Origin of the sequence: uncultured Microbacterium sp. (assembly GCF_963524805.1) — a bacterium.
Classification (GTDB): domain Bacteria; phylum Actinomycetota; class Actinomycetes; order Actinomycetales; family Microbacteriaceae; genus Microbacterium.
The window spans coordinates 65,791-89,250 of sequence record NZ_CAURGG010000001.1; the positions used below are offsets into that span (position 1 = coordinate 65,791).

The window sequence follows — 23,460 nt, forward strand, 5'->3', positions numbered from 1 at the left end:
CGGGTGCGATCACTGTAGCCGCTGCAGCAGCGCGCGATGGAACAGCTCTCCGCGCTCGAGCGATGCGATCTCCACCCGCTCGTCCACGCCGTGGATCGAGGCCCGCTGCGCGCCCGTCATCCGCAGCGGAGCGAACCGGTACACCGCGGGCGAGAACCGGTGGAAGTGCCGGCTGTCGGTGGCCGCCATCATCACGTACGGCACGGTCGCGGCATCCGGATACGAGGCCTTCACCGCTTCGACGATGAGGGCGAACTGCTCGTTGTCGGTGGGTGACTCCGGCGAGGGTTCGCTCGCTTCCAGCACCGTCACCTCGACGAGGGGATCGTGGATGCGGCGCTTCACGCGCCGGACGGTACTGGCGACGCTCTCGCCGAGGGCGATGCGCAGGTTGAGGGTGGCAGACGCCTGCGACGGAAGAACGTTCGCCGCCGTTCCGCCCTCCTGCATGGTCGCGGCGACCGTCGTGCGCACGAGCGCTGCCGGCTCACCGCCCATGCCCGCGAAGACGCGAGCGGTCAGGGCCGGGAAGGTCGCCAGGGTGCGCAGCACCGTCTGATCGCGTCCGCGTGCCTTGTCGGCGAACAGGCTCAGCATGCGTGTGATGCCCGCGGGGGTTCGCGCGGGGAACGTCGAGGCGTCGAGCCGGTCGATGGCTCGGGCGATGCGGCCGACGGCCGTGATCGCCGGTGGGGCAGACGCGTGTCCGCCGTCACCGCGGGCCGAAAGTCGTAGTGTCGCGACTCCCTTCTCGCCGACGCCGACCATCGCGGCGTCCCCGAGGGCGAAGGGCAGCGGCGCGTCCACGACCGCGCCGCCCTCGTCCAGCACGAGCCACGGCATGATGCCGCGCTCCCTCAGGCTGGTCGCGATCTCCAGAGCGGCCCGTCCGTAGGTCTCCTCGTTGCCTCCGAGGGCGAGGTACACGTCGCGGGCGGGGGTGAATCCGGCTGCGAGCAGGTTCTCGACGGCCTCGAGCAGCACCACGAGCGGGCCCTTGTCATCGAGCGCACCGCGCCCGTAGACCCAGCCGTCCTCGATCCTGCCCTCGAAGGGCGGGTGGGTCCAGGCGTCCGACTCGTCGACCGGAACCACGTCGTAGTGGGCCATGAGCACCACCGGCTCGGTGGGGTGCGCCACCCCGGACCAGTGGAAGAGCAGACCGAACTCGGTGATCCGATCCCGCTGCTGCAGACGCTGGTGGACGAGGGGGTACAGCTCCGCCAGCAGTGCGACGAAATCCTCGAAGGGCTTCGCTCCACGGGTGTCGAGCTCGGCGCTCACCGTCGGAAGCCGGATCATGCGGGACAGCCGCTCGGCCGCTCCCGGCCGCGCGGCGACGGTCCGCGATTCGAGGGACATCGTGCGTCAGCGGGCGAGGAAGCGCGCTTCGACGGCCGCCGTCACGACGATGTCCTCGGGCTGCATCCCGACGGCCGGGCCGCCGGAGGAATCCATCGCCATCGCCCGCATCATCTTCGGTGCCGCTGACGGCCCTGCCGACGCGTCGGTGAGCAGCCCCAGGTCTGCGATCTCGAGCGGTACCACGGTGCCCAGGCCGATGGCAGAGGCATAGGCGGTGGCGCGGTCGACAGCGACCTTCACCGCCTGAGCGGCGACCTCGGCTTCCGTCGAGGACGCCGAGGCGGACGTGAGGCGCCAGTTCACGCTGTCGATCTGCACCCCGTCACGTTCGGCGACATCGCTGAGCCACCAGGAGAGCACGGCGAAGTCGGTGAAGGTGGCGGTGATCTCGACGGCGGCGTAGTGGACGAGGGCGAGCTGTTTGCCCTCGTTGTTCCAGGGGCGGTTGGCCCAGATCGACACGCGCTGGCTCGACCACTCGCTCAGGCCCCCGGCATCCTTCCGGCTCGCGAGGTCCTCGCGGAGAGGGGCGGCGACAGCGGCGATGCGCTCGACGACGGCGCCGCGTTCAGGTCCCTCTGCGCGCACGGAGATGTGCGCCACAGCCTCTTCGGGGGCGACGCGGGTCTCGTGCTCGCCGCGGACGGTGATGGTGACTTCGCTCATGGCTCAGACTCTACGCGCGGCGCTCCGAGCATGCCGTCAGCCTGCCTCGCCGGGCGCCTTCACATGGTCGCGCACATCAGCGCGGGTTTGCGCCCACCGCACGTCGCTGACTGTGAAGCAATAGCTGTCACCCCAGCCCTCAGCGTCGACGTAGGGGCCCGGGCCCGTCCGCGAGTAGTAGATGCACTCGGCGGCGTCGGTGCGCACATAATCCCCGCCGTCGAGCATCTGCATCGCGGCGATCGCGCTCTCGGGATCGATCGGCGCCCAGGCCAGATCGATCACGTTGTCGGTGCCGAGATCCGGGTCGACGCCCCAGCGGCAGCTGACCGCGCCGGCGGGACGCCCGTTCGGGAAGCTCTCGAAAACCGACCCCTGCGGCTCCCACGACACCCATCCGGCCGTCGCCATCCTCGAGCGGAAGGCGTCGGTTGACGTGTTCTCGCAGGTGGCCGCGAGCGTCGCCGGCGGCGTGAAGGTCGGCGCGGGTGTCGCTGTGGCCGTCGCGGTCGGCGTCGGCGAGGGCGTTGCACTGGATGACGGCAGTTGCGCAGCTGATGCCGTCGGTGTCGGTGCCGGCTCGGCTATCGAGTCCTGAGGCACCATCGCAAGTGCGATCAACACGAGGACGGCTGCGGCGGCGACCGCTGTTCCGGCGATGAGCCAAAGACTTTTCGTCGACATCAGAAGAGCCTAAGGTCGCACTTTCCGCGCGGCCTGCATCGACGCGGAATGGCCAGGACGCGGCATCCGTTATAGACTGGGATGCTCGGCGCCCGATGGGTCCGAGTGGAAGAAAAACTACACAGCGCGTGACAGCGGCCCTCTGTTCTTCGAATGCGAAGCGGGGGAGTGCATGGGGATGATCGGTTTCGACATCGCCTGAGCTCCTGCGAGAAGCGGGCCGAGGATGCAGGGTTATCTCGTAAACGATCTCTGCGAAAACATAGTTGCCGATTCCAATCGCAACGACTTCGCCCTCGCTGCATAAGCGACGCCGATAGTCCGTCAGACCGTGGTCGACCCCGACACGGATCCTGGCGTCATCTAGGGGTCTTGCTGGGAAACGGCGTCTGGACGTTTCTCGGGACTCTTCCCAGACTGGGCCTGTCGACCTGGATGCCTGTGGCAAAGGTCGGGGCCGAGCAGAACGTCAGCACAGGCTACGCCCGTAGAAGGCGCAGAGACACAGCGATGGACGGGGGTTCGATTCCCCCCATCTCCACCAATCCGCTGTCACACGTGAGAGGCCCGGCCCGCGTTCTGCGCGGGCCGGGCTTTCTTCTGCGACGCCGGCCACGGTCTGTGCAATCGTGGGCGCGTGAAACTGTATTCCGACTACGCTCCGCGCAGAACACGGCAGATCTTCGTCGATCTCGTCTCGATCGCCTTCATCGTGGGGTGGGTGTGGCTGGGTGCGACGATCTACACGATTGTGAGTCAGCTTTCCCAGTTCGGGGCGGACATGGAGAAGGCAGGAGCGGGCTTTCGCGAAACAATGACTGAGGTGGGAACGGACCTGGGCGGCGTCCCCCTGATCGGATCCGGTATCCGCGCTCCGTTCGACGGTGCGAGCGCGGCGGGTGGCGCCCTCGAGTCGGCAGGCCAGGGTCAGCAGGAGCTCGTTCAGCAGCTCGCCGTCACTCTCGGCCTCGGCGTCGCGGTGCTGCCGATCCTGATGATCCTGTTCCTCTGGCTCCTGACGCGCGGCCGCTTCGCTCGCCGCGCGGGACGAGCGAAGGCGCTGGTACGCGCCGGCGTGGGAATCGACCTGCTCGCACTCCGCGCACTCACGAGCCAGAGCGTCGCGGCCATCACCGACGTCGACGCCGACGCGGCGGGCGCATGGCGGCGTGGTGACGAAAGTGTTATACGACAGCTCGCCGGTCTGGAACTCCGATCCGCCGGCATCCGCATGCCCGCCTGACCCGCCGGTGGAATGGATGCCGCCGCCGCCGCCTTTCACTCACCATGCGAGCCATCATCTATGCACAGCGCGGAGCCTCTTCCGTCCTCGAACTCGTCGAACGCGACATCGCGGAACCCGGCCCCCAGGAGGTCCGCGTTCGTGTCGCCGCGTCCGGTGTCAACCCGACCGACTGGAAGGCCCGCGCGGGGGCTGCACCCGTCGAGTTCGCCGAGACCGTGCCGAACCAGGACGGTGCCGGCATCGTGGATGCCGTCGGGTCCGAAGTGTCCGACCTGAACGTCGGCGACCGCGTGTGGCTCTTCCTCGCCGCGCACCAGCGCCCCACGGGTACGGCGCAGGATTTCACGGTCGTCCCGGCGAGCCGCGCGGTGCGGCTGCCGGCGGGTGTCGGCTTCGACGTCGCCGCCAGTCTCGGTGTGCCGGCGATGACCGCCCACCGCGCACTGACCGTTCACGAGTCCGGACCGGCACGTCTTTCTCCGGGCGCCCTGACGGGACGCGTCGTGCTCGTGCAGGGAGGCGCCGGTGCTGTCGGCCACGCGGCCATCCAGCTTGCGGTGTGGGCCGGTGCCACGGTGGTGGCGACGGTCAGCAGCGACGAGAAGGCGGAGCTTGCTCGCGCCGCGGGTGCGCACCATGTCGTGCAGTATCCGGGCGCCGACCTCTCAGCAGAGATCCGAGCGCTCGCTCCGAACGGGGTCGACCACATCGTCGAGGTGGCGCCCACCCAGAATGCTGCGCTGGACGTGGAGGTGATCGCCAACCACGGCAGCATCGCCTACTACGCCAACAACGGGGGCGAAGAGTTCACTGCTCCCATCGTCACGAGCTTCGCGAAGAACGTCCGCTGGCAGGGTCTGCTGCTGTACACCGTGGGATCGCAGGCGCTGGCCGCTGCAGCCGAAGACATCACCGCCGCTCTGGAGTCAGGCGCCCTGCCGGTCGGCCGAGAGGCGGGCCTGCCCGTGACGTGGTTCACGCTCGGCGAGACGGCGGCCGCACATGACGCGGTTCAGAGCGGCACGACGGGGAAGGTGCTCATCCGCGTCGCGGACGACCTCGTCTGAGGCGCGCGCGGATCACTTCCCGTCGCGGTCGCCGAGGAACTCCCTCGGAGGCACGGTGACGAACGCCGAACCGCTGTCATCGATGGAGGCGGCGAGGGCGTTGAGCCGCGGGACCGAGTTCGACTCGGCGCCCCAGTGCCCCGAGGTGACGCGTTCCTCGAGGACGTCGATTCCGGCCGCGATCTCGGCCGGGGTGAAGGAGCAGTGCCCCTCCCGCTCGACGAACGTCTGACGAAGCAGCGCGCTCTCGCCCTGCGATCGCACATCCTCCGCGTACTCCTGCTCGACCTGAACCGGCGCCAGGATGTCGATCGTCGTGTGCATCGTCAGCACGGGCATCTGCAGTTCGCCCGTGAGCCCCGAGGTCGCGCTGAGAGTCTCGACCGAGCCGGCATCCGCCGCGGTATCGGCGGTCCGGGTGAGCAGGGCGAGATCCGACTTCAGATCCAGTCCCGCCGCACGGTACAGCTCCGCCACGCGCCGGCGATCCTCGGACTGCTGGAAGAGCTTGCCGTAGTCGACGCCGACGTTCCACGTCGCGCTGCCACCGGTCGCCGTCTCGATGTCGAAGCGGCCGGGCGTGACGAATCCGAGAGTCTGCTTCAGCAGGGTGTACATGGAGTCCTGCCAGGCGGCGGTGTCGCCCGTGTCGGTCCCGGGAAGGTGGAACAGTGCCGCCGCGAGCGCCACCCGCGCTCTGCCCTCGGGGGTGGTCTGGCCGACGTCCACCGCAGCGGTCAGCGCGGCAGCCGTGCCGAACGCGGCACCGAGGTCGGCATAGCCTTCGATCTGGATGTCCTGATCGGGCGCCAGGAGTTCGTTGATGGCGTGCGAGCCGTCGAGCTGGTAGTTGTTCAGGTCCACCCCGCCCTCCATCAGTCCGCACGTCGGCATGGCGCCCGCGATCACATCTCCCGCTGACTCGGCGAGGATGCCGGTCACCAGTCCGCCCATGGATGTTCCGTAGGCCAGGACGTGATCCGGGTGCTCGCCGATCTGGGCGATCGCAGCATCGAGCGATTCCAGCTGATCGCCGGGCGCGGTGGGCACTGCCCAGCCGGTCGCCTCGTACGTGGATCCGACCAATGCGTAGCCCCGTTCCAGCAGCAGCTGCTCGGTGGCGGGGCTGGGGGCGACAGTTGCGGGCGCTCGAGGGCCGGCGAACGAGGGCTGGTAGCCGTGGCTGTAGAGCAGAAGGGTTCCGTTCCAGTCGTCCGGCACGACCGCGCGCCACGCTGTGCCGTCTCCCAACGTGCCGGTGAACTCGCCGCTGATCGCCGCCGTCGCCGGCGGCGCGGTCACGGCTGCGGCCAGAAGGGCGCACGTTGCGGCGGTCATGCCGACGACAGCGCGCCGGGAGCGGAGGTGAATCGATCTGGTGGATGCAGGCATGCGAACTCCTTCGTTCGAACAGGGTCACTCACATGCAAGTATCAACTTCCTTGGTAAATAGTCAAGGAAGTTGATCATCACCGCTCAGGGTGTCCGGGTCTCCGCCGCGAGTGCTCGCCGGCCTTCGCTGAGCCACTCGCCGAGACTCGAGCGCTCATCGGCCGTCAGAGCAGAGAATGCCACCGCCTCGATGTGATCGATGTCCTGACGGCAGTCCTCCAGGAGCGCCCGGCCTTGTTCGGTCAGCGAGATCACCAGGCGCCGCCGATTCTCGGGATCGCGGTGGCGCACGATGAGCTGCGCATCCTCCAGCGCTCCGACCACGCCGTCCATCGCCTGGGCGGTGACGAAGGTGTGTCGCGCCAACTGCGCGGCGCTCATGTCGTCGTGCTGTTCCAGCACCGTGAGTGCCGTGTACTGCGGCACCGTGATGCGGCGCGACCGGAGGACGAGATCCATGCGGGCGCGGATCGCCGATTCCAGCTGCTTGACTAGGTAGAGCAGTCTCGGCGCGGGAGTCTCATGAGCACGAGCCGGCATGAGGACACACTATTGCGCGGGACGAACCTCCATCATCCCGTGCGGTCCGCTCAGGAGTCCGACCATGCCGTTTCGATGGGGATCTCGCGTCCGAGGATGTTCTGCGCCGCGCGATGCCCCGAGTACATCGCCGCCGTGACGGTCGCTGGATCGTCGGTCCAGGTCGCCTCGCCCGCCAGGTGCAGGACGCCGCCCACCGGCGTCGCGAGCAGGTCGTGGTCGCCGGTGGTCGAGCCCACCGTCATGTACGCGTACGATCCGTGGGCGAAGGGGTCGTCCTGCCAGTCGGTGACGTGCACGTGCGAGGGCTTGCCGACCAGGTCGCCGTACAGGCGGCGCAACTGCGAGAGGACGGACTCCACGATCGCCTCCTCGCTCCAATCGCGCGTCTCCTGAGCCGCGGGACCGGCGGCGAAGGTCAGCAGCGTCGGGGTGCCGTGCAGCGCGGTGAGGTCGTACCACGAGTGCCACCAGACGGCGTCGGGACCCTGCTGGCGGATGACGTAGACATCGTCGTCCCAGAACTTCACCGGGAACCGCAGAAAGACCTTCTCGAAGGCGTTCATCCGCAGTCGGCTCAGTGCGTCGGCTACGGGTTCCGGCAGCGGCGGATCGATCACGAAATCTGCGGAGTGCAATACGCCGACCGGCACCGTGACGACCACGTCATCGGCGGTGACGGTGCCGAAGTCGGTGGTCACCGTGACGCCGTCGCTCGACCACCGCACCTCCTCGACGACGTGGGTCAGGCGGACGTTCAACCCCTCCGCGAGGTGCGAGGCCAAGCGGTCGTATCCCTCGGGGAAGACCACCTCGTCACCGTCGATGGAGTCGTCGTCCAGCCCGTGTGCCGCCAGGTCGGCGATCCACGCACCGTACTGCTCCTCCGAGCGGTGCTCCAGATATTCGCGGACCCGCTGCGCGCGGTCGCCCTCCCAGCCCTGCATCCTGATCGCCTCGTCCGTGACATCGCGGTACGACGCGTCGGGCGCCGAGTGGGCGATCACTTCGCGCAGAGTCCCGTCGACGGCGCGGATGTCTGCGACGTAGCTTCGGACTGCGGCATCCGAGAGTCGTTGCCCGTCCGGTCCGTAATAGGCGATCGGGCGGCCCTCCGGCTGGTAGCCGCCGACGGTGAACTCGACCATCGGCATTCCGAATGCCGTTGCCGCAGCGGCGACGGGGGAGTCGGTGATGCCGTGGATCCACGATGCGCCGAGGTCGGTGGCGAGGCCGTAGCGGCGGTCGGTGACGACGCGGCCGCCCACGCGGTCGCGCGCCTCCAGCACGATGACGTCTCGGCCCGCAGCGGCCAGCAGGCGGGCTGCGGTCAGACCCGAGATTCCGGCGCCGACCACGATCGTCTCGAAGTGCTCCATCGATGGCCTTTCGCCGGCGTTGCGTGCGTGTCCGACGACGCTACCAACCCGACCGGTCCACGTCCTCAGCGCTGATCGACCAGTGCCCACCAGGCGCGCTCGAAGGCGCCGTCGGCATCGCGGAAGCCCTCGAGCGACGAAGCGACGATCGCGCCGGTGCGCATGGTGAACAGCACCTCCGCCGTGGCGAAGGGCGTCGGGTGACCGAGCTCGGCGAGCGCGTCGGCCATGCTGTCGCGCACCCACGCGCGGTGCCGGTCGACCACGGCCCGAACGATGTGCTGCGGGTCGCAGTACTCGGCAGCGGTGTTGATGTATTCGCAGCCTCGGAAGTCCGGCGAGTCCACGCCCATCTTCGCGCCCGCGGCGATCTCGGCCAGCAGTGCGCGCGCGCCGTCCGGACCGCTCCGGATGGCGCTGAGTTCGCTGCGCGCCTCCGCCGCACGTGCTTCGAGGAACGCGACGACCAAGTCGTCCTTGCTCGGAAAGTGACGGAAGAAGGTGGCTCGGGCGACGGTCGATTCCGCGATCAGGCGGTCGACGCCCACCGCGCGGATGCCGGTCGAGATGAACAGCTCCGTGGCAGTGGTGAGGATGCGCTCGCGCGCTGCCGAGGACCCGCGGGGGACCGTTGTCCGTGCCTCCTCAGCGTCAACAGCGGAGTTCATGATTTCGCTTGCCCTTTCATCGCTCCCACGCCATACTCACACACAAATGAGATAGACCGATCCGTCTACCTTCTTCCTCGCGCTCGCTCGATGACAGGACATCGCATGGACCTTCAGCTTTCGGGCAAGACCGCGATCGTCACGGGCGCGAGCAAAGGCATCGGACTGGCGGTGGTCGCCGGCCTGATTCTCGAGGGAGCGCACGTCATCGCCGGCGCCCGCTCGATGAGTGCCGAACTGGAGCAGCTCGTCGCCCGCGGTGCCGCGGAGTTCGTCGCCGTGGATCTTGCGACACCCGGCGGTCCGGAGGAGTTGGTGCGGCACGCCACCGCCGCGAGCGGGATCGACATCCTCGTCAACAACGTGGGCGCGGTCGCTCCGCGGCCCGAGGGGGTGGCGAGTGTGACGGACGGGGAGTGGGAGCGCACCGTCAACCTGACCCTGATGGCAGCCGTGCGCACCATCCGGGCTGCCGTTCCCGCGATGAGCGCTCGGGGCGGCGGCAGCGTCGTCACGATCGCCTCGGTGAATGCGTGGCTTCCGGATCCGCTCGTGGTGGACTATTCGGCTGCGAAGGCGGCCCTGCTCAACTTCAGCAAGTCGCTGTCCAAGGAGCTCGGGCGGTCCGGCATCCGGGTCAACACGATCAGTCCGGGCCCCGTCGCCACGTCGCTGTGGCTCGGCGAGCACGGGGTGGCGCAAGCCGTGTCGCACGCGAGCGGAGGCACGCCGGAGGAGGTCGCGGCGGCGGCGGCTTCGGCATCCGTCACGGGACGTTTCACTCGCCCCGAGGAGGTCGCGGACCTCGTCCTCGTGCTGTCCAGCGACAGGTTCTCCAACATCACCGGCGCCGACTTCCGCATCGACGGCGGGCTCATCGACACCATCTGACGACTCATACGCCGCATCCCATCCATAAGAGGAGTTCGACATGCCCGACCAGAAGCGCCCGTATCCGATCCTGTTCATCCATGGTCTCTGGATCCACGCCAGTGCCTGGCGCGACTGGCAGGACCATTTCCAGGAGCTCGGGTACGAGACCTCCGCCCCGGGGTGGCCGGGTGACGGCGACAGCGTCGAGTCGACGCGCGAGAATCCGGAGACGCTCAACGATGTCGGGATCAGCCTGATCTGCCGCCACTACGCGGACATCATCGATGGGATGCCGGTCAAGCCGATCGTGGTCGGGCACTCGTTCGGCGGACTCATCGCGCAGGAACTGCTGGCCAACGGGTATGCGACGGCAGCGGTGGCGATCGATCCGGCGCCGGTGAAGGGCGTGAAGATCCTGCCCTTCTCTCAGTTGCGCTCGGGATTGCCCGTGCTCGGGAATCCGGCGAACAAGAAGCGGACCGTCGCCCTCACCCGGGATCAGTTCCGCTACAGCTTCGGCAACATGCTGACGCCCGAGGAATCGGATGCGCTGTTCGAGAAGTGGACCATCCCCGGTCCCGGCCGCCCGCTGTTCGAAGACGCGACTGCCGCTTTCGTTCGCAACTCGCCCGCCGCGGTGGACACACATGACGCAGTGCGCGGTCCGCTCCTGCTGGTATCCGGCACCGATGACCACGTCGTCCCACTGAAGGTCACCGAGGCGGTCGTCAAGCTCTACGCCGACAATTCGTCGCGCACGGACTTCACCACGGTCGACGGTCGCGGTCATTCCCTGACGATGGATGCCGGCTGGACGGATGTCGCTGCGCTCGCCGTGGACTGGATCCGGCAGCGCGAGCAGGAGATGACCGCCTCGGCAGTGTCGTAGGTACGTTCTACACTCGAGGCATGATCGGGGAAGCAGAGCCGCTGGAGTCGTTCCGGTCCAGCACGCTGGACGTGGTTCTCGATCTCGGTGCGACGATGGCGATGTGGGCTGCCGATCGACTCCAGCAGATCGATCTGATGCGCCGAGTACTTGGCGGACGCCGAGGTGGCGGGCGCGCGGTTCACCGACGTGGTGCTCCGCGGTCTGCGACTCGAACTCGCCGCCGCGATGCGGATCTCCGAGCACTCAGCCGAAACGCTGATCGTCCTGGCCGAGGCGTTGGTGCACCGCTACCCCCAGGCATTGAGCGCGCTGCAGGAGGCGGCGATCACCGAGCAGCACGCGGAGATCCTGGCCGGTGGTCTCGATGAGCTGGAGCCCGACCTGCGCGGCACCGTATTCGAGCGTGCCCTCGAACTCGCCGCTCAGCAGCCGGTCGGGCAGTTCCGCAGATCCCTGCGAAGCCTCATCGCCGAAGCTCGCGTCGTCACCCTTGCGCAGCGGCATGAGGCGGCGCTTCAGCACCGAAGGATCCATGTCGAGCCGGCCGCGGACGGTATGGGGTGGACCCACGTCTACGGACCCTTGGTCGAAGCACATGCAGCCTTCGGCCGCGTGACCGCGATCGCGAAGGTCATCGCCGGTCAAGACGGGGAGACCCGGACGCTCGACCAGATCCGGGCCGATGTGGCGGCCGACCTGCTGATCGAAGGCACGACGGCTGCTCATCCGAGCGAGGCTCGCGGCATCCGGGCGAACGTCGTGGTGACGGTGCCTGCGATCGCCCTCCTCGAGCAGGACGACGAGTCGCTGGTGAGTCAGGGTCCGGCTGCGGTGGAGGGGCTGGGGCCGATCCCCGTCGGCCGCGCGCGCGAGCTGTGCGGAGGAGACGCGACGTGGATGCGAGTGCTCACACACCCCGAGACCGGTATCGTCCTCTCCGTCGGACGGACGCAGTACACACCTCCGGCTGCACTGCGCCGCCTGGTGAAGTGGCGGGCGGATCGATGCATCGCCCCGGGGTGCGGGGTGCCGGCGTCCCGTTGCGAAGTGGACCACACGGTCGCCTGGGAGCACGGTGGGGAAACCGGGCTCGAGAACCTCGCGCCGATCTGCCGAGGTCACCATAAGGTCAAACACCATGGCGGCTGGCGGCTCAGACAGCTGCCCGGCACCGGTGGCGCCGTGGAGTGGACGTCGCCGGCCGGTAGAACGTACGTGGTGGAGCCCGAGCGGCGGGTACCGGTGTTCACGGTGTCAGGTCCCCGGGGTCCGGATGATTCGGCGCCGTTCTGACGATGAGGCCGTTCTGACCGTCACACCGGTGTGATCGAGATGACCTTCAGGTCCGCGTCGAGCTCCAGGTCGAGCAGGCGACCGTTCGACTGCACGACTGACACGTCGAAGGGCGAGGCGGCGTCCCCATCGATCTCGATGTCGACGATGCGACCATCGACCTCGGCCATCGCCGCGGAGACGAGCGCGTCGAGGGTGTCGGCATCCAGGACGTGCTGCGGCGCCGTGTCGTCCGGATCGGCGGCATCGTCGAGACGACCTCGGCGGACCCGTCCGAGCCGACCCGCACCTCGGTCTCATCGGCGGCATTCGTTTCGAACTCCACATTCCAGCTGCCGTCGGTGTTCGCCTCGACAGCGACCGCCTGCCCGTCGGCTACCACCCCGGCGGCCGCCACGATCTCCGAGAGTTCCGCGGCGGAGTCGGTGCCGCGGTCCGGCGAGACCGACGACGTGGTCTCGGCCGCGTCGTCGTCATCTCCCTCGTCAGCGATCGCGGCGCCGACCGCGATGCCTCCGCCGGCGAGGACGGCGGCGGCCAGCACGAATCCTCCGGCGATCAGAAGGGTGCGCGTGAGCGGACCGCGGCGAGCGACGGTTCGTTCCTCCGCCGGAGTGGATTCGGCGCTCGGGCGGGAATCGGCGGCGGGCGTGGTTGCGGGGGTCATCTCTGCGGGAGTGCTGTTCTCAGTCATGCACCGATCGTGTCAACGCACCGCTGAAGCCAGCCTGAAGCTGCCTGGCTGATCGCACAGACCCGGGGTCTAGCCTTCAGAAGGCTCGTCTCACGAGGCGGCGTACTTCTCGAGGAGGATCACTCATGCGCGCAATCATCCAGTCGACCTTCGGCGAACCGACTGATGTGCTGGAGGTGGCAGAGCGACCGTTGCCCGAACCCGCACCGGGCGAGGCGCGCGTGCGCACGATCCTCTCGCCCATCCACAACCACGACATCGCCACGATCCGCGGTGTGTACGGCTTCAAGCCCGAGCTCCCCGCGGCCACCGGCACCGAGGCCGTGGGCGTGATCGACGCTCTCGGCACGGGTGTCGACGGCCTCCGGGTGGGGCAGCGGGTCGCCACCGGCGGCACCTTCGGAGTCTGGGCGGAGTATTTCGTCACCCAGGCGGGTGGCCTCATCCCGGTGCCCGAAGGCGTGAGCGACGAGACGGCCGCTCAGTTGATCTCGATGCCGTTCAGCGCCCTCAGCCTGCTGGATTCGCTCGACCTGTCACCCGGGGACTGGATCGTGCAGAACACGGCGAACGGCGCCGTGGGCCGGCTGCTCGCGCAGTTCGCGGCGGCCCGCGGCATCCGCGTGCTCGGACTCGTGCGGCGTGACGCCGGCGTGGACGAGCTCGCGGCCGTCGGCATCCGCGATGTCGTCTCGACGACGGCCGCCGATTGGCGGGAGAGGGCCGCGGAGATCCTCCAGGGTGCCGCACCGCGCGCCGGCGTGGATTCCGTCGGCGGATCGTCCGCCGGCAAGGTGCTCTCGCTGCTGGGAGAAGGCGGCACTCTCGTCGTCTTCGGCGCCATGGACTCCGGCCTGCTGCAGCTGTCGTCGGGTGATCTCATCTTCAAGCAGGCGACCGTGAAGGGATTCTGGGGCAGCACCGTCAGCAGGACCATGGACGCCGCCAAGCGCCGAGCCCTGTTCGGCGAGCTCGTGCAGCGCGTGGCGAGCGGGGAAGTGCGGCTGCCCGTCGAGGCGGTCTTCCCGTACGACGAAGCCCGCACGGCCGCGGGTACCAGTTCGAAGCCGGGCAGGGAGGGGAAGGTGCTGCTGCGCTTCTCGGGTTCGAGCAGCTAAGCCCGGCCTTTCAGGATCATGTGCCAGTACACCCAGGGCAGGATGTGGCGGTCGAAGATCCAGGTCAGACGCCGCTCTCTCGCCAATCCTTTCCAGAACGGGATCGTCGGTTTCAGGCGGTACTGATCGTCGAACTCCGCGAACACGACTGTGCCGCGCGAAACCGTGAACGGACACACCGAATACCCGTCGTAGAGCTCTGTGGGCGCCTTTCCCTCGAGCACGGCCTGCAGGTTGCGCGCCAGTGCGAGCGTCTGCTTGCGCAGCGCGCCGCCCGACTTCGAGTTCGCCGTGGCCGCCGCATCACCCAGCGCCCACACGTTCGGGTGACGCCTGTGCCGCAGGGTCTGCGGATCGACGTCGACGAACCCGCCGTCCTCGCCCGGCGCTGCGAGGTTCGAGAGCCAGTCGGGAGCCGACTGCGGCGGCTCGACGTTCAGGACGTCGTAGCTCAGCTCCTCGGGCAGTTGCGGCTGGCCCTGGCGGACGGTCACCGTGCGCGCCTCGGCATCCACAGCGGTGATCTCCGCGCGGGTCCGCAGGTCGATGCCGTACGCCGCGATCTTGCGGTTCAGCTCCCGGTCTATCTCGGGGATGCCGAAGATCGTGGCGTCCGGCACGAGCATGATCACGTGGATGTCGCTCAGCACCCCGGTCTTCTGCCAGAAATCGCAGGCGAGGTACATGGGCTTCTGCGCGGCTCCCGCACAGGATGCCGGTCCGGGCGGCTGCGAGAAGATGACAGTTCCCGAGCGCAGGTCGCGCAGGAGCGCCGAGGTCTTCACGGCCAGGTCGATCTCGTAGTGCGAGCCGCCGGACGGCGCCCGGACCGCGTCGGCCAGTCCCGGCACGGCGTCCCAGTCGTGCTGGATGCCGGCCGCGACGATCACGTGCTCGTACGTGAGCCGGCCGCCGCCGTCGAGCATGAGCGTGCGCGACTCCGGTTCGATCGAGGTGACGGCATCCCGTACCCACTTCACGCCCTTGGGCATGACCGAGCCCTGGGGGCGCACCGTCATGCTGCCGGGGGCGGTCCCGCCCGCGACGTGCGAGAACAGCGGCTTGTACAGGTGGGTGGTGCGCGGCTCGACCACCGCGATGTCCTTCACGCCCTGACGTCGAAGGCGCCCGGCAACGGACAGACCGCCGTTGCCGCCGCCGACGACGACGATCCGGTAATACTGGTGCTGCCCTTCGGTCAGCACCACGCCCTCAGCGCTTGTCACCGTCACCGCGCTCCATTCCGCCCTCCGCGTTGCGCGTTCCGACCCCGGGGATGTCGTTCATCGTCGAGATGTTCTGAATGGGTGCGTCATCGCCGGGCTCGATGGCGACCGAGTCCACAGCGCCGGAGTCCGATCCCGCACCCCCGGCAGGCACCGAACCCTGCGCGTGCTCAGTTTCTCTCGCCACTCTTTCGGCCGCCTGCTTCTTCGGGTCCTGCATGGTCGTCTCCGCTCTGTGCCATCGGTTCGCATCGGGTCGTCCCACTCTGCGGCCGATCCCTCGATCGCCGCACCGGGTTGACCGCATCGGGACGGCATGCATGGCGCAGCGGACCGGGGGTGCGCAGGTGCGCGTAGCGTGGAGACATGAGCGATCAGCGACGTGACGAGCAGCCCGCCGAGTTCGGCGACTCCCCGATCGGGGGCGATCAGACGACCGAGGACCAGCTGGACGCGGAAAACGAGGTCGAAGAGGACATGCTCAAATCCCTCGACCCCGAGGCACCGCCCGCCTGAGTGGGTACCCTCGGGGGCGTGACACACCACCTCACGAGGGATCAGGCGCGCCGGATCGCGGTGCGGGCGCAGCTGCTGGACGCCGACCGCCCGGGAGACGTCGTCGAGGTCGCCGAGCAGCTCGGCTACATCAAGATCGATCCGACCGCGACGATCGCGCCGTGCGAGCACACGGTGCTGTGGTCGCGCATCGGGTGGTCGTACGAACCCGGGCAGCTGAGGAAGGCCGTGGAATCCGACCGGCTGCTCTTCGAATTCGACGGCGCCTTCCGTCCGGTCAGTCTGCTGCCTTTGATGCTTCCGGCGATGCGTCGATGGCCGCGACGCGAGAGCACTCGCCAGTGGCTCGACGCGAACGCGAAGTTCCAGGCTGACGTGCTCGCGCGCCTTCGGGCCGAGGGACCGCTTCTGGCGTCGGAGATTCCCGACACCGCGCAGGTGAGCCGGCCACCCGATGGCTGGAGCGGCTCCAATCAGGTGCCGACGATGCTGGATTGCCTTCTGCGGCAAGGCCGGGTCGCGATCGTCGGGCGCGAGGGACGGCACAAGCGGTGGGATCTGGCCGAGCGCGTGTACCCCGCCGATCTGGCCGTCTTCGACGACGAGGAGGCCGCGCGCCTGCTGGACGAACGCCGCCTGCAGGCCGCGGGTCTCGCCAAGCAGCGATCGCCGTGGACGCCGACCGGTCAGGCCGGCGAGCCGGCGGTCGTCGAGGGCAGCTCGTGGAAGTATCGCGTCGACCCCGACGCGCTGGATGCCCTCGAGGAGGGCGGAGACGCCGGCGGGCGCGTCGCGTTCCTCAACCCCTATGACGGAATGCTGTTCGACCGGCCGCGCCTGGAGCAGCTGTTCGAGTTCAGCTACGTCCTGGAGCAGTTCAAGCCCAAGCCGCAACGCGTGTACGGCTTCTTCGCCCATCCGATCCTGATGGGGGACCGCTTCGTCGGGATGCTGGATGCCGAAGTGGATCGGGAGCGGGAAGTCCTCCAGGTCAGGGCCGTGCACGAGTTCCTGCCGTTCGAGCCTGAGGAGCAGGAGATGGTGCAGGCCGAGATCGCAGAACTCGGCGAATGGCTGGGCGTGCGTGTGGCCGGGGAGCGGTGGGCAGGGAAGTAAATCCCATTCGGCTGCATCCAAAACGGGGTGCGCCCGGGAAGTACTCCCTGCAGGGCGGAAAAGGCCGCCCCTCAAGGAGGACATCGTGCGCAAGACAATCGCAGCCGGCATCGTTGCCGGATTCGCCCTCGCGGCGGGCTTCGTGGCCCCTGCCTCGGCGATCTCGGCCACCACGGCCGATCTTTACGTGTTCCACGGCATTCCGGCGACGCCGGTGGATGTCTACGTCGACGGAGCGCTGACTCTGGATGACTTCCAGCCCGGCACCTTCGCCGGTCCGCTCGACCTGCCCGCCGGAGACTACGAGGTGGCACTGACGGCCGCGGACGCGACCGACGACAGCGCTCCGGTGCTCGGGCCGATCACCCTGACGCTCGAAGCGGGCAAGAGCTATACCGCCGCCGCGTTCCTGGACGCGGACGGCAATCCCACCGCCAAGCTGTTCACGAACGACGTCGCGACCACCAACGCCGGCGAAGGCCGCGTGACGGTGCGCCACACCGCGGCCGCACCCGCTGTGGACATCCTCGCCAATGGCGCCGTCGCCTTCTCGAACGTCGTCAACGGCGCTGAGGGCACGACCGCGCTTCCGGTCGGCACGATCTCGGCATCCGTCACCGCGGCGGGAACCACCGAGCCTGTCGTGCTCGGCCCTGCAGACGTCGCCGTCAAGGACGGCGTCCTGTCGATCGCGTACGCGTGGGGCAGCCTCGAGGACGGCACGCTGGCGCTGGCCGCTCAGGAGATCACTGTCGGTCACACCAACCCGGGCGGCGTGCCGTCGGGTACCGCCGGCTACGCCGCCGAGCGCGACGCGATGATGCAGGCCACGTGGATCGTCGGAATCGCGGCTCTGCTCGCTGCGGCATCCGTCGGCGTCGTCGTGGCCCGTCGTGGCCGCGGGGCGAAGATCGAGTCCTGACCCGACCCCCTGAAGCCGAGAGAGCCACACGTGTACCGACGACTCATCGCGCCGTTGGTGCTCGTGCTGGCTCTCTCGGCCTGCGCGCCCGTCCCGTCCCCCAGCGGGGCGGGCGCTCCCACCACCTCTTCGACTCCGACACCGACTGCGCCGGCTGCGCCGACCCCCGACGTCCCCATCGTCGACGGGGCGCTCCAGCCCAGTCGCGCGGCCGTTCCCCCCGTGCGGGTGCAACTGGCGGCGATCGGAGTCGACATGGAGGTGGTCCCGGTCGGGGTCGAATCGAGCGGTTTCATGGAGTTGCCGCCCGATCCCGCTATCGCGGGATGGTATCGATTCGGCCCCGACCCGTGGAGCCCCGACGGCAACACGGTCATCGCCGCGCACATCGACGCGCCCGACTACCCGATCGGCCCCTTCGCGTCGTTGCGCGATGCGCCCGCCGGAGCGGAGGTGTCCGTGACCGGAGCCGACGGAGCGACCGCCACCTACTCGGTCATGTCGGTGACGTACTATCCGAAGCAGGAACTGCCGACCGACGCCCTCTTCGCCCGCGCGGGCACCAGGGCACTCGTCCTGATCACCTGCGGGGGGAACTTCGACGAGACGACCGGCCACTACGACGACAATGTCGTCCTCGTAGCCGCCCCGACCACCTAGGAGACCAGAACGTGAGCACAGGGGAGGAGGACGCGGATGCAACGCAGCAGCGCGATGCCGAATCCGCGTGGGACGCGCGTTTCATCGCGGGCGACGAGCGAGCACTCGAGCACGTCTACCGGCGCTGGTCGCCGGTCGTCTTCACGCTCGCACTGAGGTCGCTGGGCGACCGCACCGACGCCGAGGACGTGACGCAGAAGACCTTCGTGTCGGCCTGGACATCGCGCGCGTCCTTCGATCCGTCGCGGGCGCGCCTGTCGACGTGGCTCGTCGCCATCGCCAAGCGCCGCATCGCGGACACGCATGAGGCTCGCACCCGCATCCGGGCGCTGCACGAGCAGCTGCAGCGCGTGACCCGGCCCGAAGACCTGATGACCGAAGACGTCGATCTGGGCGAGACGCTGTTGGTCGCGCAGGAGATCGAACGCCTCGAGCCCGATGCCCGGAAGGTCATGAGGATGGCCTTCTTCGACGACCTCACGCATCAGGAGATCTCACGAAGGCTCGACATGCCGCTGGGCACCGTCAAGAGCCATATCCGCAGGAGCCTGGAACGAATGCGCACCCGATTGGAGGTGACCCATGCCGCACATTGATCCGGAGCGGCTCGCCCTGTTCGCGATGGGGGAGCCCGTCGCGACACCCGAGGAATCCGAGCACCTGGCCGACTGCGCCGTGTGCGTCGATGACCTCGCAGCGCTCCGTCACGTCGCCATCGCCGGCCGCGCCAGCATCGACGTCGGAGAACTCGAAGCGCCGCCGGATTCGGTATGGTCGCGCATCGCCGAGGAGCTCTCGCTCGGAACGAAGACACGGGAACCCGAGGCCGCGCCGCTCATCGTCGGCGAGGCGGACACTCTGACTGAGCGGCGCGAGGCCGAGCCGGTCTCGGTGGTGGATGCCGCCGCCCCGCGCCGCCGCGTCATGCGAGGAATCTGGGCGCTTGCGGCATCCCTGGTCCTGGTCGCGGGCGTCGGGCTCGGCGTCTGGGCCGTCACTCAGCGCGCGGCACTGACCGAAGTCGCCGAGGCGACCCTCGCGCCGTTCCCGGACCATCCCAGCGCCGCGGGCACCGCGGTCGTCGAAGAGCGGCCGGACGGCACGAAGGCGGTGCGCGTGCAGCTGAACGCCGATGCCGCTCCCGATACCTTCCGGGAGGTGTGGCTCATCACGGCCGACGCGTCGGCGCTCGTGAGCCTGGGCGTGCTGGACGGCAAGGATCAGACCTTCGCCATCCCGGCCGATGTGGACCTGCGCGACTATGTGCTGGTGGATGTCTCGCAGGAGCCCGTCGACGGTGACCCCACCCACTCGGGAGACTCGATCGTCCGAGGAGAGCTGAGCTTCAGCTGACGCGGGCTCAGCTCCAGGTGACCAGCAGCAGTCCCTGCTTGGTATCGGCGTACTTGACCCAGCCGTCGCCGAAGAGATAAGTCAGGCCGTAGCCCTCGTCGTCGGTCGCGACCGTGGTGTCCGCGCTCTCGGTGACGATGAGCCCCTCGGGCGTCTCTTCGCGGCGCCATCCCTGGGCCACGAGGGCGTTCTGCGCGTCCACGGCGTCCTCCGCCGTGATGGGCGCCCATCCGTAGATCTGCACGTGATCGGTGGCCGTCGTGAAGTCGCCCCACACGCATTGGACGCCTTCGGGGATCTCCAGCTCGCCGATGCGGAACGTCTCCGCCCGCGCGGTCCAGCCGACGCTCTCGAAGTCGGCGACCGTCGTGGCGGGGATGATCGTCTCGCACGTGGGGTCGCCGGCGGGCGCGGTGGACTGCGTCGGCGACGCGGTCGGGGTCGGGGAAGTGGCCAGCGGAGTCGGCGTCTGAGCCGCGTCCGATCCGGAGGGTGCTCCGGCGCACGCGGTGCTCGCCAGCAGAGTGCCGGTCAGAACGAGGACGGCGGCGAACAGGGACGGCGTCCGGGTCATCGTGCGGACTCCGATGCTCCGGGGGCGTGCAGGAGCGCGAGGAAGGCCGCGTGCAGCCGCCCGTTCGTGGCGACCGAGGAGCGTTCGGAGAGCGAATCGTTCCCCTCGAACGAGGTGAACTGCCCGCCGGCTTCGGTGATGATCGGCACGAGCGCCGCGATGTCGTACTCCTTGACGCCGAACTCGGCGACGAATTCCAGCCGGCCCTCGGCGAGCAGCATGTAGGGCCAGGTGTCGCCGTACCCGCGGTCGCGCCACACCGCACGCGAGAGTCGCAGCAGGGCGTCCATCTGTCCCACCTCGTCCCACTGGCGGATGCTCTGGAAGCTCGCGCTCGCTTCCTCGATCGCGTCGACGCTCGACACGGCCAACCGGGCGGGTGAACCGTCAAGGGTGTTGGTCCAGGCGCCGAGGCCGCTCGCAGCCCACCAGCGCCGGCCGAGCGCCGGCTGGCTGGCAACGCCCACCCGCGGGACGCCGTCGATCGACAGGGCGATCAGGGTCGTCCACATCGGGATGCCCTTCAGGTAGTTCGCCGTGCCGTCGATCGGGTCGATGATCCACTGGCGGTGCGTCGACCCGGTGACGCCGAACTCCTCGCCGAACACGCCGTCATCGGGACGCTCGGCCTCGAGGATCGCGCGGATCGCCCGCTCGGTCGCCAGATCGGCCTCGGTCACGTGAGTGGCGTCCGGCTTCAGCTGGACCTCCAGGTCCGCTGCGTCGAAGCGATCCATGGATGCTGCGTCCGCGGCATCCGCGAGGCGCATCGCCAGCGCCAGATCGGCGTGCAGATCGCCCTCGAAGGGCGCTCGGAAGGATACCGGCAGCGGGGGGGAGTTCACGTTCTCCAGCCTAACCGCGAGGTCCTGGCTCGATTTCCGGGTCACGCGATCGTGATGGTAACGTTTACCCTCGGTTCGCCATGCGGCGGGCACGCACCTCTAGCTCAATCGGCAGAGCAACTGACTCTTAATCAGTGGGTTCTGGGTTCAAGTCCCAGGGGGTGCACCATGAGCACCTATACCGTCGCGACCGACGGCGCGTGCATGCGCAATCCCGGCCCTGCCGGCTGGGCCTGGGTCGGCGAGGACGGCCGCTGGGCCGCCGGTTCGCTCGAAGCCGGGACCAACAACATCGGCGAACTGCTCGCGGTCTTGTATGCGATCCGCGACAACGCCGACGTGGAGAACCTGCACATCCAGGCCGACTCCATGTACGCGATCAACACGTACCAGAACTGGATGGACGCGCACCGGCGCCGCGGGTGGAAGACGAGCGCGAAGGAGCCGACGAAGAACGTCGACATCCTGCAGGCGCTCATCGATGCGCGCGACGCCCGCAGGGCCGCGGGACTGCCGGATGTGACCTTCGAGCACGTGCGCGGACACGCCGGGCACCGCCTCAACGGCTGGGCCGACGAACGCGCGGTGCGTGCGTCGCAGCACGGCGATCGCGGTCTCGCGGCGATCTGGTCGACCGAGCGCGGTCAAGATCCGATCGACGTCACGGTCGACGCGCCCAAGGCCGGTGAGGACCGGCCTTCGCGCAAGCGCTAGGCGGCATCCCCGACCAGCACGGCGACGGCTTCGTCGGAAGCATCCGCGTCGCGTCGGTCCACGCTTGCGAGCAGCCCGCGCCCGAACGCGATCACGACGACCGCGACGAGGACGGATGCCGCGGCGAACAGGTAGGGCACGGTCGGGCCGGCCAGGTGCCACAGCAGCGCGGCGGTCGGGGGAGCGGCAGCACCGCCGAGGAAGCGGACCGCCGAGTAAGCCGAAGAGGCGACGGAGCGGGGCAGATCGGTCGCCTCCATGACCGACTCGGTGAGCACGGTGTTCACGATGCCGAGGAGGAACCCGCCGGCCACGATGCTCGCCACAAGTGCCGGCGGCGACTGAACGAGCAGGCCTGCGGCGACCAGATCGAGCACGAGCAGCGGCAGGACCAGGAGCAGTGCGCTCGTGCGCGGCATCCGACGCGTCAGCAGGGGAGCGACCCACACGCTCGAGACGGCGAGGGCGACCCCCCACCCGAAGAACGTCAGGCCGATGCCGAGGGCCGAGAACCCGAGGGGGAACGGCGAGAAGGCCAGCAGCACGAAGAAGCCGATGTTGTAGAAAAGGGCGGCGACGGCCAGCAGCGCGAGCGCAGGGTGGCCGAGCGCGCGGATCGGGTCCGAAAGGCGGGTGGGCCTGCGCTCCCCGTCTTCTCCGCCGCGCAGCAGCACCGACACCCCGATGAAGGCGATGGCCATGAGGACGGCGACTCCGAAGAACGGGCCGCGCCAGCTGACCGAGCCCAGGAGCCCGCCCAGCAGCGGACCGATCGCGATGCCCAGCCCCAGTGCCGCTTCGTACAGCACGATCGCCGCGCCGCTGCCGCCGGACGCGGCTCCCACGATCGTGGCGAGCGCGGTCGAGATGAACAGCGCGTTGCCGAGCCCCCAGCCTGCGCGGAAGCCGATGATGGCGTCGACGCTTCCGCTGAGCGCGCAGAGCAGAGCGAACACGAGAATGAGCCCCAGACCGATCAGCAGCGTGGCCTTCGCCCCGATGCGGCTCGAGATGAAGCTGGTCACGAGCATCGCCAGACCGGTGACCAGCAGGTAGCTGGTGAACAGCATCTCGGTCTCGACCGGGCTGGCCTGCAACTGCTCGGCGATCGCCGGGAGGATCGGGTCCACCAGGCCGATGCCCATGAAGGCGACCACGCATGCGAAAGCGACCGCCCACACGCGCATCGGCTGCCGCCACACGCTGTCCGTCGGCGCGGCGGTCATCGGGTGAGCTCCATGGAGCCGGTCTTTCGGGCCAGGATGCCGGCCGTCCGGCCGAGAGCGGCCCAGTCGTCGTCGTCCAGATCGGTGAAATGCGGGACGAGGGCGGCAGTCAGCTGAGTCAGCCACGCCTCGAGTGCGTGCACCCCGGCGGCGGTCGCCCTGACGACGGTGGCACGCGAGTCAGCGGCATCGGCCACACGTTCGACGAGCCCGGACTCGGCCATCACACCGACGAGCCGGGTCATGCCCGGCTGGCTGACGCGGCTGCGCGTGGCAAGCTCACCGAGACGCAGCGGGCCGTTCTCGCGAAGCAGGGTCAGCGTGCGCCACTGCGCCGCAGGCGCTTCGTTCCGCGTTTCCAGCGCCGCGATGCGGGTGAGTGCGTGAGCGGCGATCACAAGCCGCTGAAGGTCTTCGGATCTCTCCATACC

At 68.9% G+C, this 23,460-nt stretch carries 27 protein-coding genes, 1 tRNA gene and 1 other RNA gene; 15 read left to right on the plus strand and 14 right to left on the minus strand.

Annotated features, from left to right (window positions below):
- Positions 1 to 9: 9 nt before the first annotated feature.
- From RWQ91_RS00310 to RWQ91_RS00320, 3 genes are read right to left on the minus strand one after another with little or no spacing between them, the layout of a single operon-like run.
- On the minus strand, positions 10 to 1,362 hold the full coding sequence (locus RWQ91_RS00310; RefSeq protein WP_314501711.1) for a M20/M25/M40 family metallo-hydrolase: 1,353 nt from the start codon (positions 1,360 to 1,362) through the stop codon (positions 10 to 12).
- A 6-nt stretch (positions 1,363 to 1,368) separates the two neighbouring features.
- On the minus strand, positions 1,369 to 2,031 hold the full coding sequence (locus RWQ91_RS00315; RefSeq protein WP_314501712.1) for an SIMPL domain-containing protein: 663 nt from the start codon (positions 2,029 to 2,031) through the stop codon (positions 1,369 to 1,371).
- A gap of 36 nt (positions 2,032 to 2,067) precedes the next feature.
- Complete coding sequence (locus tag RWQ91_RS00320) at positions 2,068 to 2,715, minus strand: hypothetical protein (RefSeq protein WP_314501715.1); 648 nt, start codon at positions 2,713 to 2,715, stop codon at positions 2,068 to 2,070.
- A 174-nt stretch (positions 2,716 to 2,889) separates the two neighbouring features.
- Here RWQ91_RS00320 and ssrA point away from each other — a divergent pair.
- The 3 genes from ssrA to RWQ91_RS00335 all read left to right on the plus strand — a co-directional run bounded on the left by ssrA (position 2,890) and on the right by RWQ91_RS00335 (position 5,028).
- Positions 2,890 to 3,259, plus strand: a transfer-messenger RNA (tmRNA) gene (gene ssrA, locus RWQ91_RS00325).
- 93 nt (positions 3,260 to 3,352) lie between these two features.
- The gene (locus RWQ91_RS00330) at positions 3,353 to 3,958 is read left to right on the plus strand and encodes a hypothetical protein (RefSeq protein WP_314501716.1); all 606 of its coding nucleotides are present in this window, start codon (positions 3,353 to 3,355) and stop codon (positions 3,956 to 3,958) included.
- A 44-nt stretch (positions 3,959 to 4,002) separates the two neighbouring features.
- A complete protein-coding gene (locus RWQ91_RS00335; RefSeq protein WP_314501718.1) occupies positions 4,003 to 5,028 on the plus strand; it encodes an NADPH:quinone reductase in 1,026 nt (341 codons plus the stop codon).
- Positions 5,029 to 5,040: 12 nt separating this feature from the next.
- On the opposite strand, the gene RWQ91_RS00340 is transcribed toward RWQ91_RS00335, so the two are convergent.
- From RWQ91_RS00340 to RWQ91_RS00355, 4 genes are all read right to left on the minus strand, one after another.
- Positions 5,041 to 6,420 carry an alpha/beta hydrolase gene (locus RWQ91_RS00340; RefSeq protein WP_314501720.1) on the minus strand — a complete coding sequence of 460 codons (1,380 nt, stop codon included), beginning with the start codon at positions 6,418 to 6,420 and terminating at the stop codon, positions 5,041 to 5,043.
- 84 nt (positions 6,421 to 6,504) lie between these two features.
- A complete protein-coding gene (locus RWQ91_RS00345; RefSeq protein ID WP_314501722.1) occupies positions 6,505 to 6,960 on the minus strand; it encodes a MarR family transcriptional regulator in 456 nt (151 codons plus the stop codon).
- 50 nt (positions 6,961 to 7,010) lie between these two features.
- On the minus strand, positions 7,011 to 8,339 hold the full coding sequence (locus tag RWQ91_RS00350; protein WP_314501724.1) for an NAD(P)/FAD-dependent oxidoreductase: 1,329 nt from the start codon (positions 8,337 to 8,339) through the stop codon (positions 7,011 to 7,013).
- A gap of 65 nt (positions 8,340 to 8,404) precedes the next feature.
- A complete protein-coding gene (locus RWQ91_RS00355; protein WP_314501726.1) occupies positions 8,405 to 9,007 on the minus strand; it encodes a TetR/AcrR family transcriptional regulator in 603 nt (200 codons plus the stop codon).
- 105 nt (positions 9,008 to 9,112) lie between these two features.
- Here RWQ91_RS00355 and RWQ91_RS00360 point away from each other — a divergent pair, with 105 nt between their 5' ends.
- From RWQ91_RS00360 to RWQ91_RS00370, 3 genes are all read left to right on the plus strand, one after another.
- A complete protein-coding gene (locus RWQ91_RS00360; RefSeq protein WP_314501728.1) occupies positions 9,113 to 9,898 on the plus strand; it encodes an SDR family oxidoreductase in 786 nt (261 codons plus the stop codon).
- Positions 9,899 to 9,938: 40 nt separating this feature from the next.
- Positions 9,939 to 10,769 (plus strand): alpha/beta hydrolase, encoded by an 831-nt coding sequence (locus RWQ91_RS00365; protein WP_314501730.1) that lies wholly within the window; start codon positions 9,939 to 9,941, stop codon positions 10,767 to 10,769.
- Between the two features lie 150 nt (positions 10,770 to 10,919).
- Positions 10,920 to 12,065, plus strand: coding sequence for a DUF222 domain-containing protein (locus RWQ91_RS00370; protein ID WP_314501732.1), 1,146 nt, complete (start codon positions 10,920 to 10,922; stop codon positions 12,063 to 12,065).
- A 46-nt stretch (positions 12,066 to 12,111) separates the two neighbouring features.
- Here the strand turns inward: RWQ91_RS00370 and RWQ91_RS00375 are convergent, their stop codons facing one another.
- Complete coding sequence (locus RWQ91_RS00375) at positions 12,112 to 12,759, minus strand: hypothetical protein (RefSeq protein WP_314501734.1); 648 nt, start codon at positions 12,757 to 12,759, stop codon at positions 12,112 to 12,114.
- Between the two features lie 125 nt (positions 12,760 to 12,884).
- Here RWQ91_RS00375 and RWQ91_RS00380 point away from each other — a divergent pair, with 125 nt between their 5' ends.
- Positions 12,885 to 13,877, plus strand: coding sequence for a zinc-binding dehydrogenase (locus RWQ91_RS00380; RefSeq protein ID WP_314501737.1), 993 nt, complete (start codon positions 12,885 to 12,887; stop codon positions 13,875 to 13,877).
- Here RWQ91_RS00380 and RWQ91_RS00385 read toward each other — a convergent pair.
- Positions 13,874 to 15,103 (minus strand): FAD-dependent oxidoreductase, encoded by a 1,230-nt coding sequence (locus tag RWQ91_RS00385; RefSeq protein WP_314501739.1) that lies wholly within the window; start codon positions 15,101 to 15,103, stop codon positions 13,874 to 13,876. The two genes, RWQ91_RS00380 and RWQ91_RS00385, sit on opposite strands and share 4 nt — an antisense overlap.
- Positions 15,090 to 15,323, minus strand: a complete 234-nt coding sequence (locus tag RWQ91_RS00390; protein WP_314501741.1) for a hypothetical protein — start codon at positions 15,321 to 15,323, stop codon at positions 15,090 to 15,092. Before RWQ91_RS00390 ends, RWQ91_RS00385 begins: the two co-directional genes overlap by 14 nt.
- Positions 15,324 to 15,469: 146 nt before the next feature.
- Between RWQ91_RS00390 and RWQ91_RS00395 the strand changes: the two genes are divergently transcribed.
- The 6 genes from RWQ91_RS00395 to RWQ91_RS00420 all read left to right on the plus strand — a co-directional run bounded on the left by RWQ91_RS00395 (position 15,470) and on the right by RWQ91_RS00420 (position 19,670).
- On the plus strand, positions 15,470 to 15,619 hold the full coding sequence (locus tag RWQ91_RS00395) for a hypothetical protein (RefSeq protein WP_314501744.1): 150 nt from the start codon (positions 15,470 to 15,472) through the stop codon (positions 15,617 to 15,619).
- An 18-nt stretch (positions 15,620 to 15,637) separates the two neighbouring features.
- Positions 15,638 to 16,735: a DNA glycosylase AlkZ-like family protein gene (locus RWQ91_RS00400; protein ID WP_314501746.1), complete on the plus strand. Its 1,098-nt coding sequence runs from the start codon at positions 15,638 to 15,640 to the stop codon at positions 16,733 to 16,735.
- An 85-nt stretch (positions 16,736 to 16,820) separates the two neighbouring features.
- On the plus strand, positions 16,821 to 17,657 hold the full coding sequence (locus RWQ91_RS00405) for a DUF4397 domain-containing protein (RefSeq protein ID WP_314501748.1): 837 nt from the start codon (positions 16,821 to 16,823) through the stop codon (positions 17,655 to 17,657).
- 30 nt (positions 17,658 to 17,687) lie between these two features.
- On the plus strand, positions 17,688 to 18,317 hold the full coding sequence (locus tag RWQ91_RS00410) for a class F sortase (protein ID WP_314501750.1): 630 nt from the start codon (positions 17,688 to 17,690) through the stop codon (positions 18,315 to 18,317).
- Between the two features lie 11 nt (positions 18,318 to 18,328).
- The gene (locus RWQ91_RS00415; RefSeq protein WP_314501753.1) at positions 18,329 to 18,913 is read left to right on the plus strand and encodes a sigma-70 family RNA polymerase sigma factor; all 585 of its coding nucleotides are present in this window, start codon (positions 18,329 to 18,331) and stop codon (positions 18,911 to 18,913) included.
- Complete coding sequence (locus RWQ91_RS00420) at positions 18,900 to 19,670, plus strand: anti-sigma factor (protein WP_314501754.1); 771 nt, start codon at positions 18,900 to 18,902, stop codon at positions 19,668 to 19,670. Before RWQ91_RS00415 ends, RWQ91_RS00420 begins: the two co-directional genes overlap by 14 nt.
- A gap of 7 nt (positions 19,671 to 19,677) precedes the next feature.
- Here RWQ91_RS00420 and RWQ91_RS00425 read toward each other — a convergent pair whose 3' ends face one another.
- Entirely contained in the window at positions 19,678 to 20,244 is a 567-nt protein-coding gene (locus RWQ91_RS00425; RefSeq protein WP_314501756.1) for a hypothetical protein, read from the minus strand.
- Complete coding sequence (locus RWQ91_RS00430) at positions 20,241 to 21,014, minus strand: inositol monophosphatase family protein (RefSeq protein ID WP_314502882.1); 774 nt, start codon at positions 21,012 to 21,014, stop codon at positions 20,241 to 20,243. The genes RWQ91_RS00425 and RWQ91_RS00430 overlap by 4 nt, the downstream gene beginning before the upstream one ends.
- Positions 21,015 to 21,182: 168 nt before the next feature.
- Between RWQ91_RS00430 and RWQ91_RS00435 the strand changes: the two genes are divergently transcribed.
- Positions 21,183 to 21,258: transfer RNA gene (locus RWQ91_RS00435), tRNA-Lys, on the plus strand.
- On the plus strand, positions 21,258 to 21,803 hold the full coding sequence (locus RWQ91_RS00440) for a ribonuclease H (RefSeq protein ID WP_314501757.1): 546 nt from the start codon (positions 21,258 to 21,260) through the stop codon (positions 21,801 to 21,803). Before RWQ91_RS00435 ends, RWQ91_RS00440 begins: the two co-directional genes overlap by 1 nt.
- Here RWQ91_RS00440 and RWQ91_RS00445 read toward each other — a convergent pair.
- Positions 21,800 to 23,029: an MFS transporter gene (locus tag RWQ91_RS00445; RefSeq protein WP_314501760.1), complete on the minus strand. Its 1,230-nt coding sequence runs from the start codon at positions 23,027 to 23,029 to the stop codon at positions 21,800 to 21,802. The genes RWQ91_RS00440 and RWQ91_RS00445 overlap by 4 nt on opposite strands.
- Positions 23,026 to 23,457, minus strand: coding sequence for a MarR family transcriptional regulator (locus RWQ91_RS00450; protein WP_314501761.1), 432 nt, complete (start codon positions 23,455 to 23,457; stop codon positions 23,026 to 23,028). Before RWQ91_RS00450 ends, RWQ91_RS00445 begins: the two co-directional genes overlap by 4 nt.
- Between the last annotated feature and the right edge of the window lie 3 nt (positions 23,458 to 23,460).

What these genes read in the sequence shown, in the direction of transcription:
- RWQ91_RS00365 (WP_314501730.1), top strand. Translation starts at nt 9,939, where the DNA reads ATGCCCGACCAGAAGCGCCCGTATCCGATCCTGTTCATCCATGGTCTC.
- RWQ91_RS00380 (WP_314501737.1), top strand. Translation starts at nt 12,885, where the DNA reads ATGCGCGCAATCATCCAGTCGACCTTCGGCGAACCGACTGATGTGCTG.
- RWQ91_RS00425 (WP_314501756.1), bottom strand. Translation starts at nt 20,244, where the DNA reads ATGACCCGGACGCCGTCCCTGTTCGCCGCCGTCCTCGTTCTGACCGGC.
- RWQ91_RS00430 (WP_314502882.1), bottom strand. Translation starts at nt 21,014, where the DNA reads ATGCGCCTCGCGGATGCCGCGGACGCAGCATCCATGGATCGCTTCGAC.
- RWQ91_RS00440 (WP_314501757.1), top strand. Translation starts at nt 21,258, where the DNA reads ATGAGCACCTATACCGTCGCGACCGACGGCGCGTGCATGCGCAATCCC.
- RWQ91_RS00395 (WP_314501744.1), top strand. Translation starts at nt 15,470, where the DNA reads ATGAGCGATCAGCGACGTGACGAGCAGCCCGCCGAGTTCGGCGACTCC.
- RWQ91_RS00390 (WP_314501741.1), bottom strand. Translation starts at nt 15,323, where the DNA reads ATGCAGGACCCGAAGAAGCAGGCGGCCGAAAGAGTGGCGAGAGAAACT.
- RWQ91_RS00445 (WP_314501760.1), bottom strand. Translation starts at nt 23,029, where the DNA reads ATGACCGCCGCGCCGACGGACAGCGTGTGGCGGCAGCCGATGCGCGTG.
- RWQ91_RS00420 (WP_314501754.1), top strand. Translation starts at nt 18,900, where the DNA reads ATGCCGCACATTGATCCGGAGCGGCTCGCCCTGTTCGCGATGGGGGAG.
- RWQ91_RS00375 (WP_314501734.1), bottom strand. Translation starts at nt 12,759, where the DNA reads ATGACTGAGAACAGCACTCCCGCAGAGATGACCCCCGCAACCACGCCC.
- RWQ91_RS00310 (WP_314501711.1), bottom strand. Translation starts at nt 1,362, where the DNA reads ATGTCCCTCGAATCGCGGACCGTCGCCGCGCGGCCGGGAGCGGCCGAG.
- RWQ91_RS00360 (WP_314501728.1), top strand. Translation starts at nt 9,113, where the DNA reads ATGGACCTTCAGCTTTCGGGCAAGACCGCGATCGTCACGGGCGCGAGC.
- RWQ91_RS00355 (WP_314501726.1), bottom strand. Translation starts at nt 9,007, where the DNA reads ATGAACTCCGCTGTTGACGCTGAGGAGGCACGGACAACGGTCCCCCGC.
- RWQ91_RS00335 (WP_314501718.1), top strand. Translation starts at nt 4,003, where the DNA reads ATGCGAGCCATCATCTATGCACAGCGCGGAGCCTCTTCCGTCCTCGAA.
- RWQ91_RS00345 (WP_314501722.1), bottom strand. Translation starts at nt 6,960, where the DNA reads ATGCCGGCTCGTGCTCATGAGACTCCCGCGCCGAGACTGCTCTACCTA.
- RWQ91_RS00315 (WP_314501712.1), bottom strand. Translation starts at nt 2,031, where the DNA reads ATGAGCGAAGTCACCATCACCGTCCGCGGCGAGCACGAGACCCGCGTC.
- RWQ91_RS00350 (WP_314501724.1), bottom strand. Translation starts at nt 8,339, where the DNA reads ATGGAGCACTTCGAGACGATCGTGGTCGGCGCCGGAATCTCGGGTCTG.
- RWQ91_RS00320 (WP_314501715.1), bottom strand. Translation starts at nt 2,715, where the DNA reads ATGTCGACGAAAAGTCTTTGGCTCATCGCCGGAACAGCGGTCGCCGCC.
- RWQ91_RS00340 (WP_314501720.1), bottom strand. Translation starts at nt 6,420, where the DNA reads ATGCCTGCATCCACCAGATCGATTCACCTCCGCTCCCGGCGCGCTGTC.
- RWQ91_RS00450 (WP_314501761.1), bottom strand. Translation starts at nt 23,457, where the DNA reads ATGGAGAGATCCGAAGACCTTCAGCGGCTTGTGATCGCCGCTCACGCA.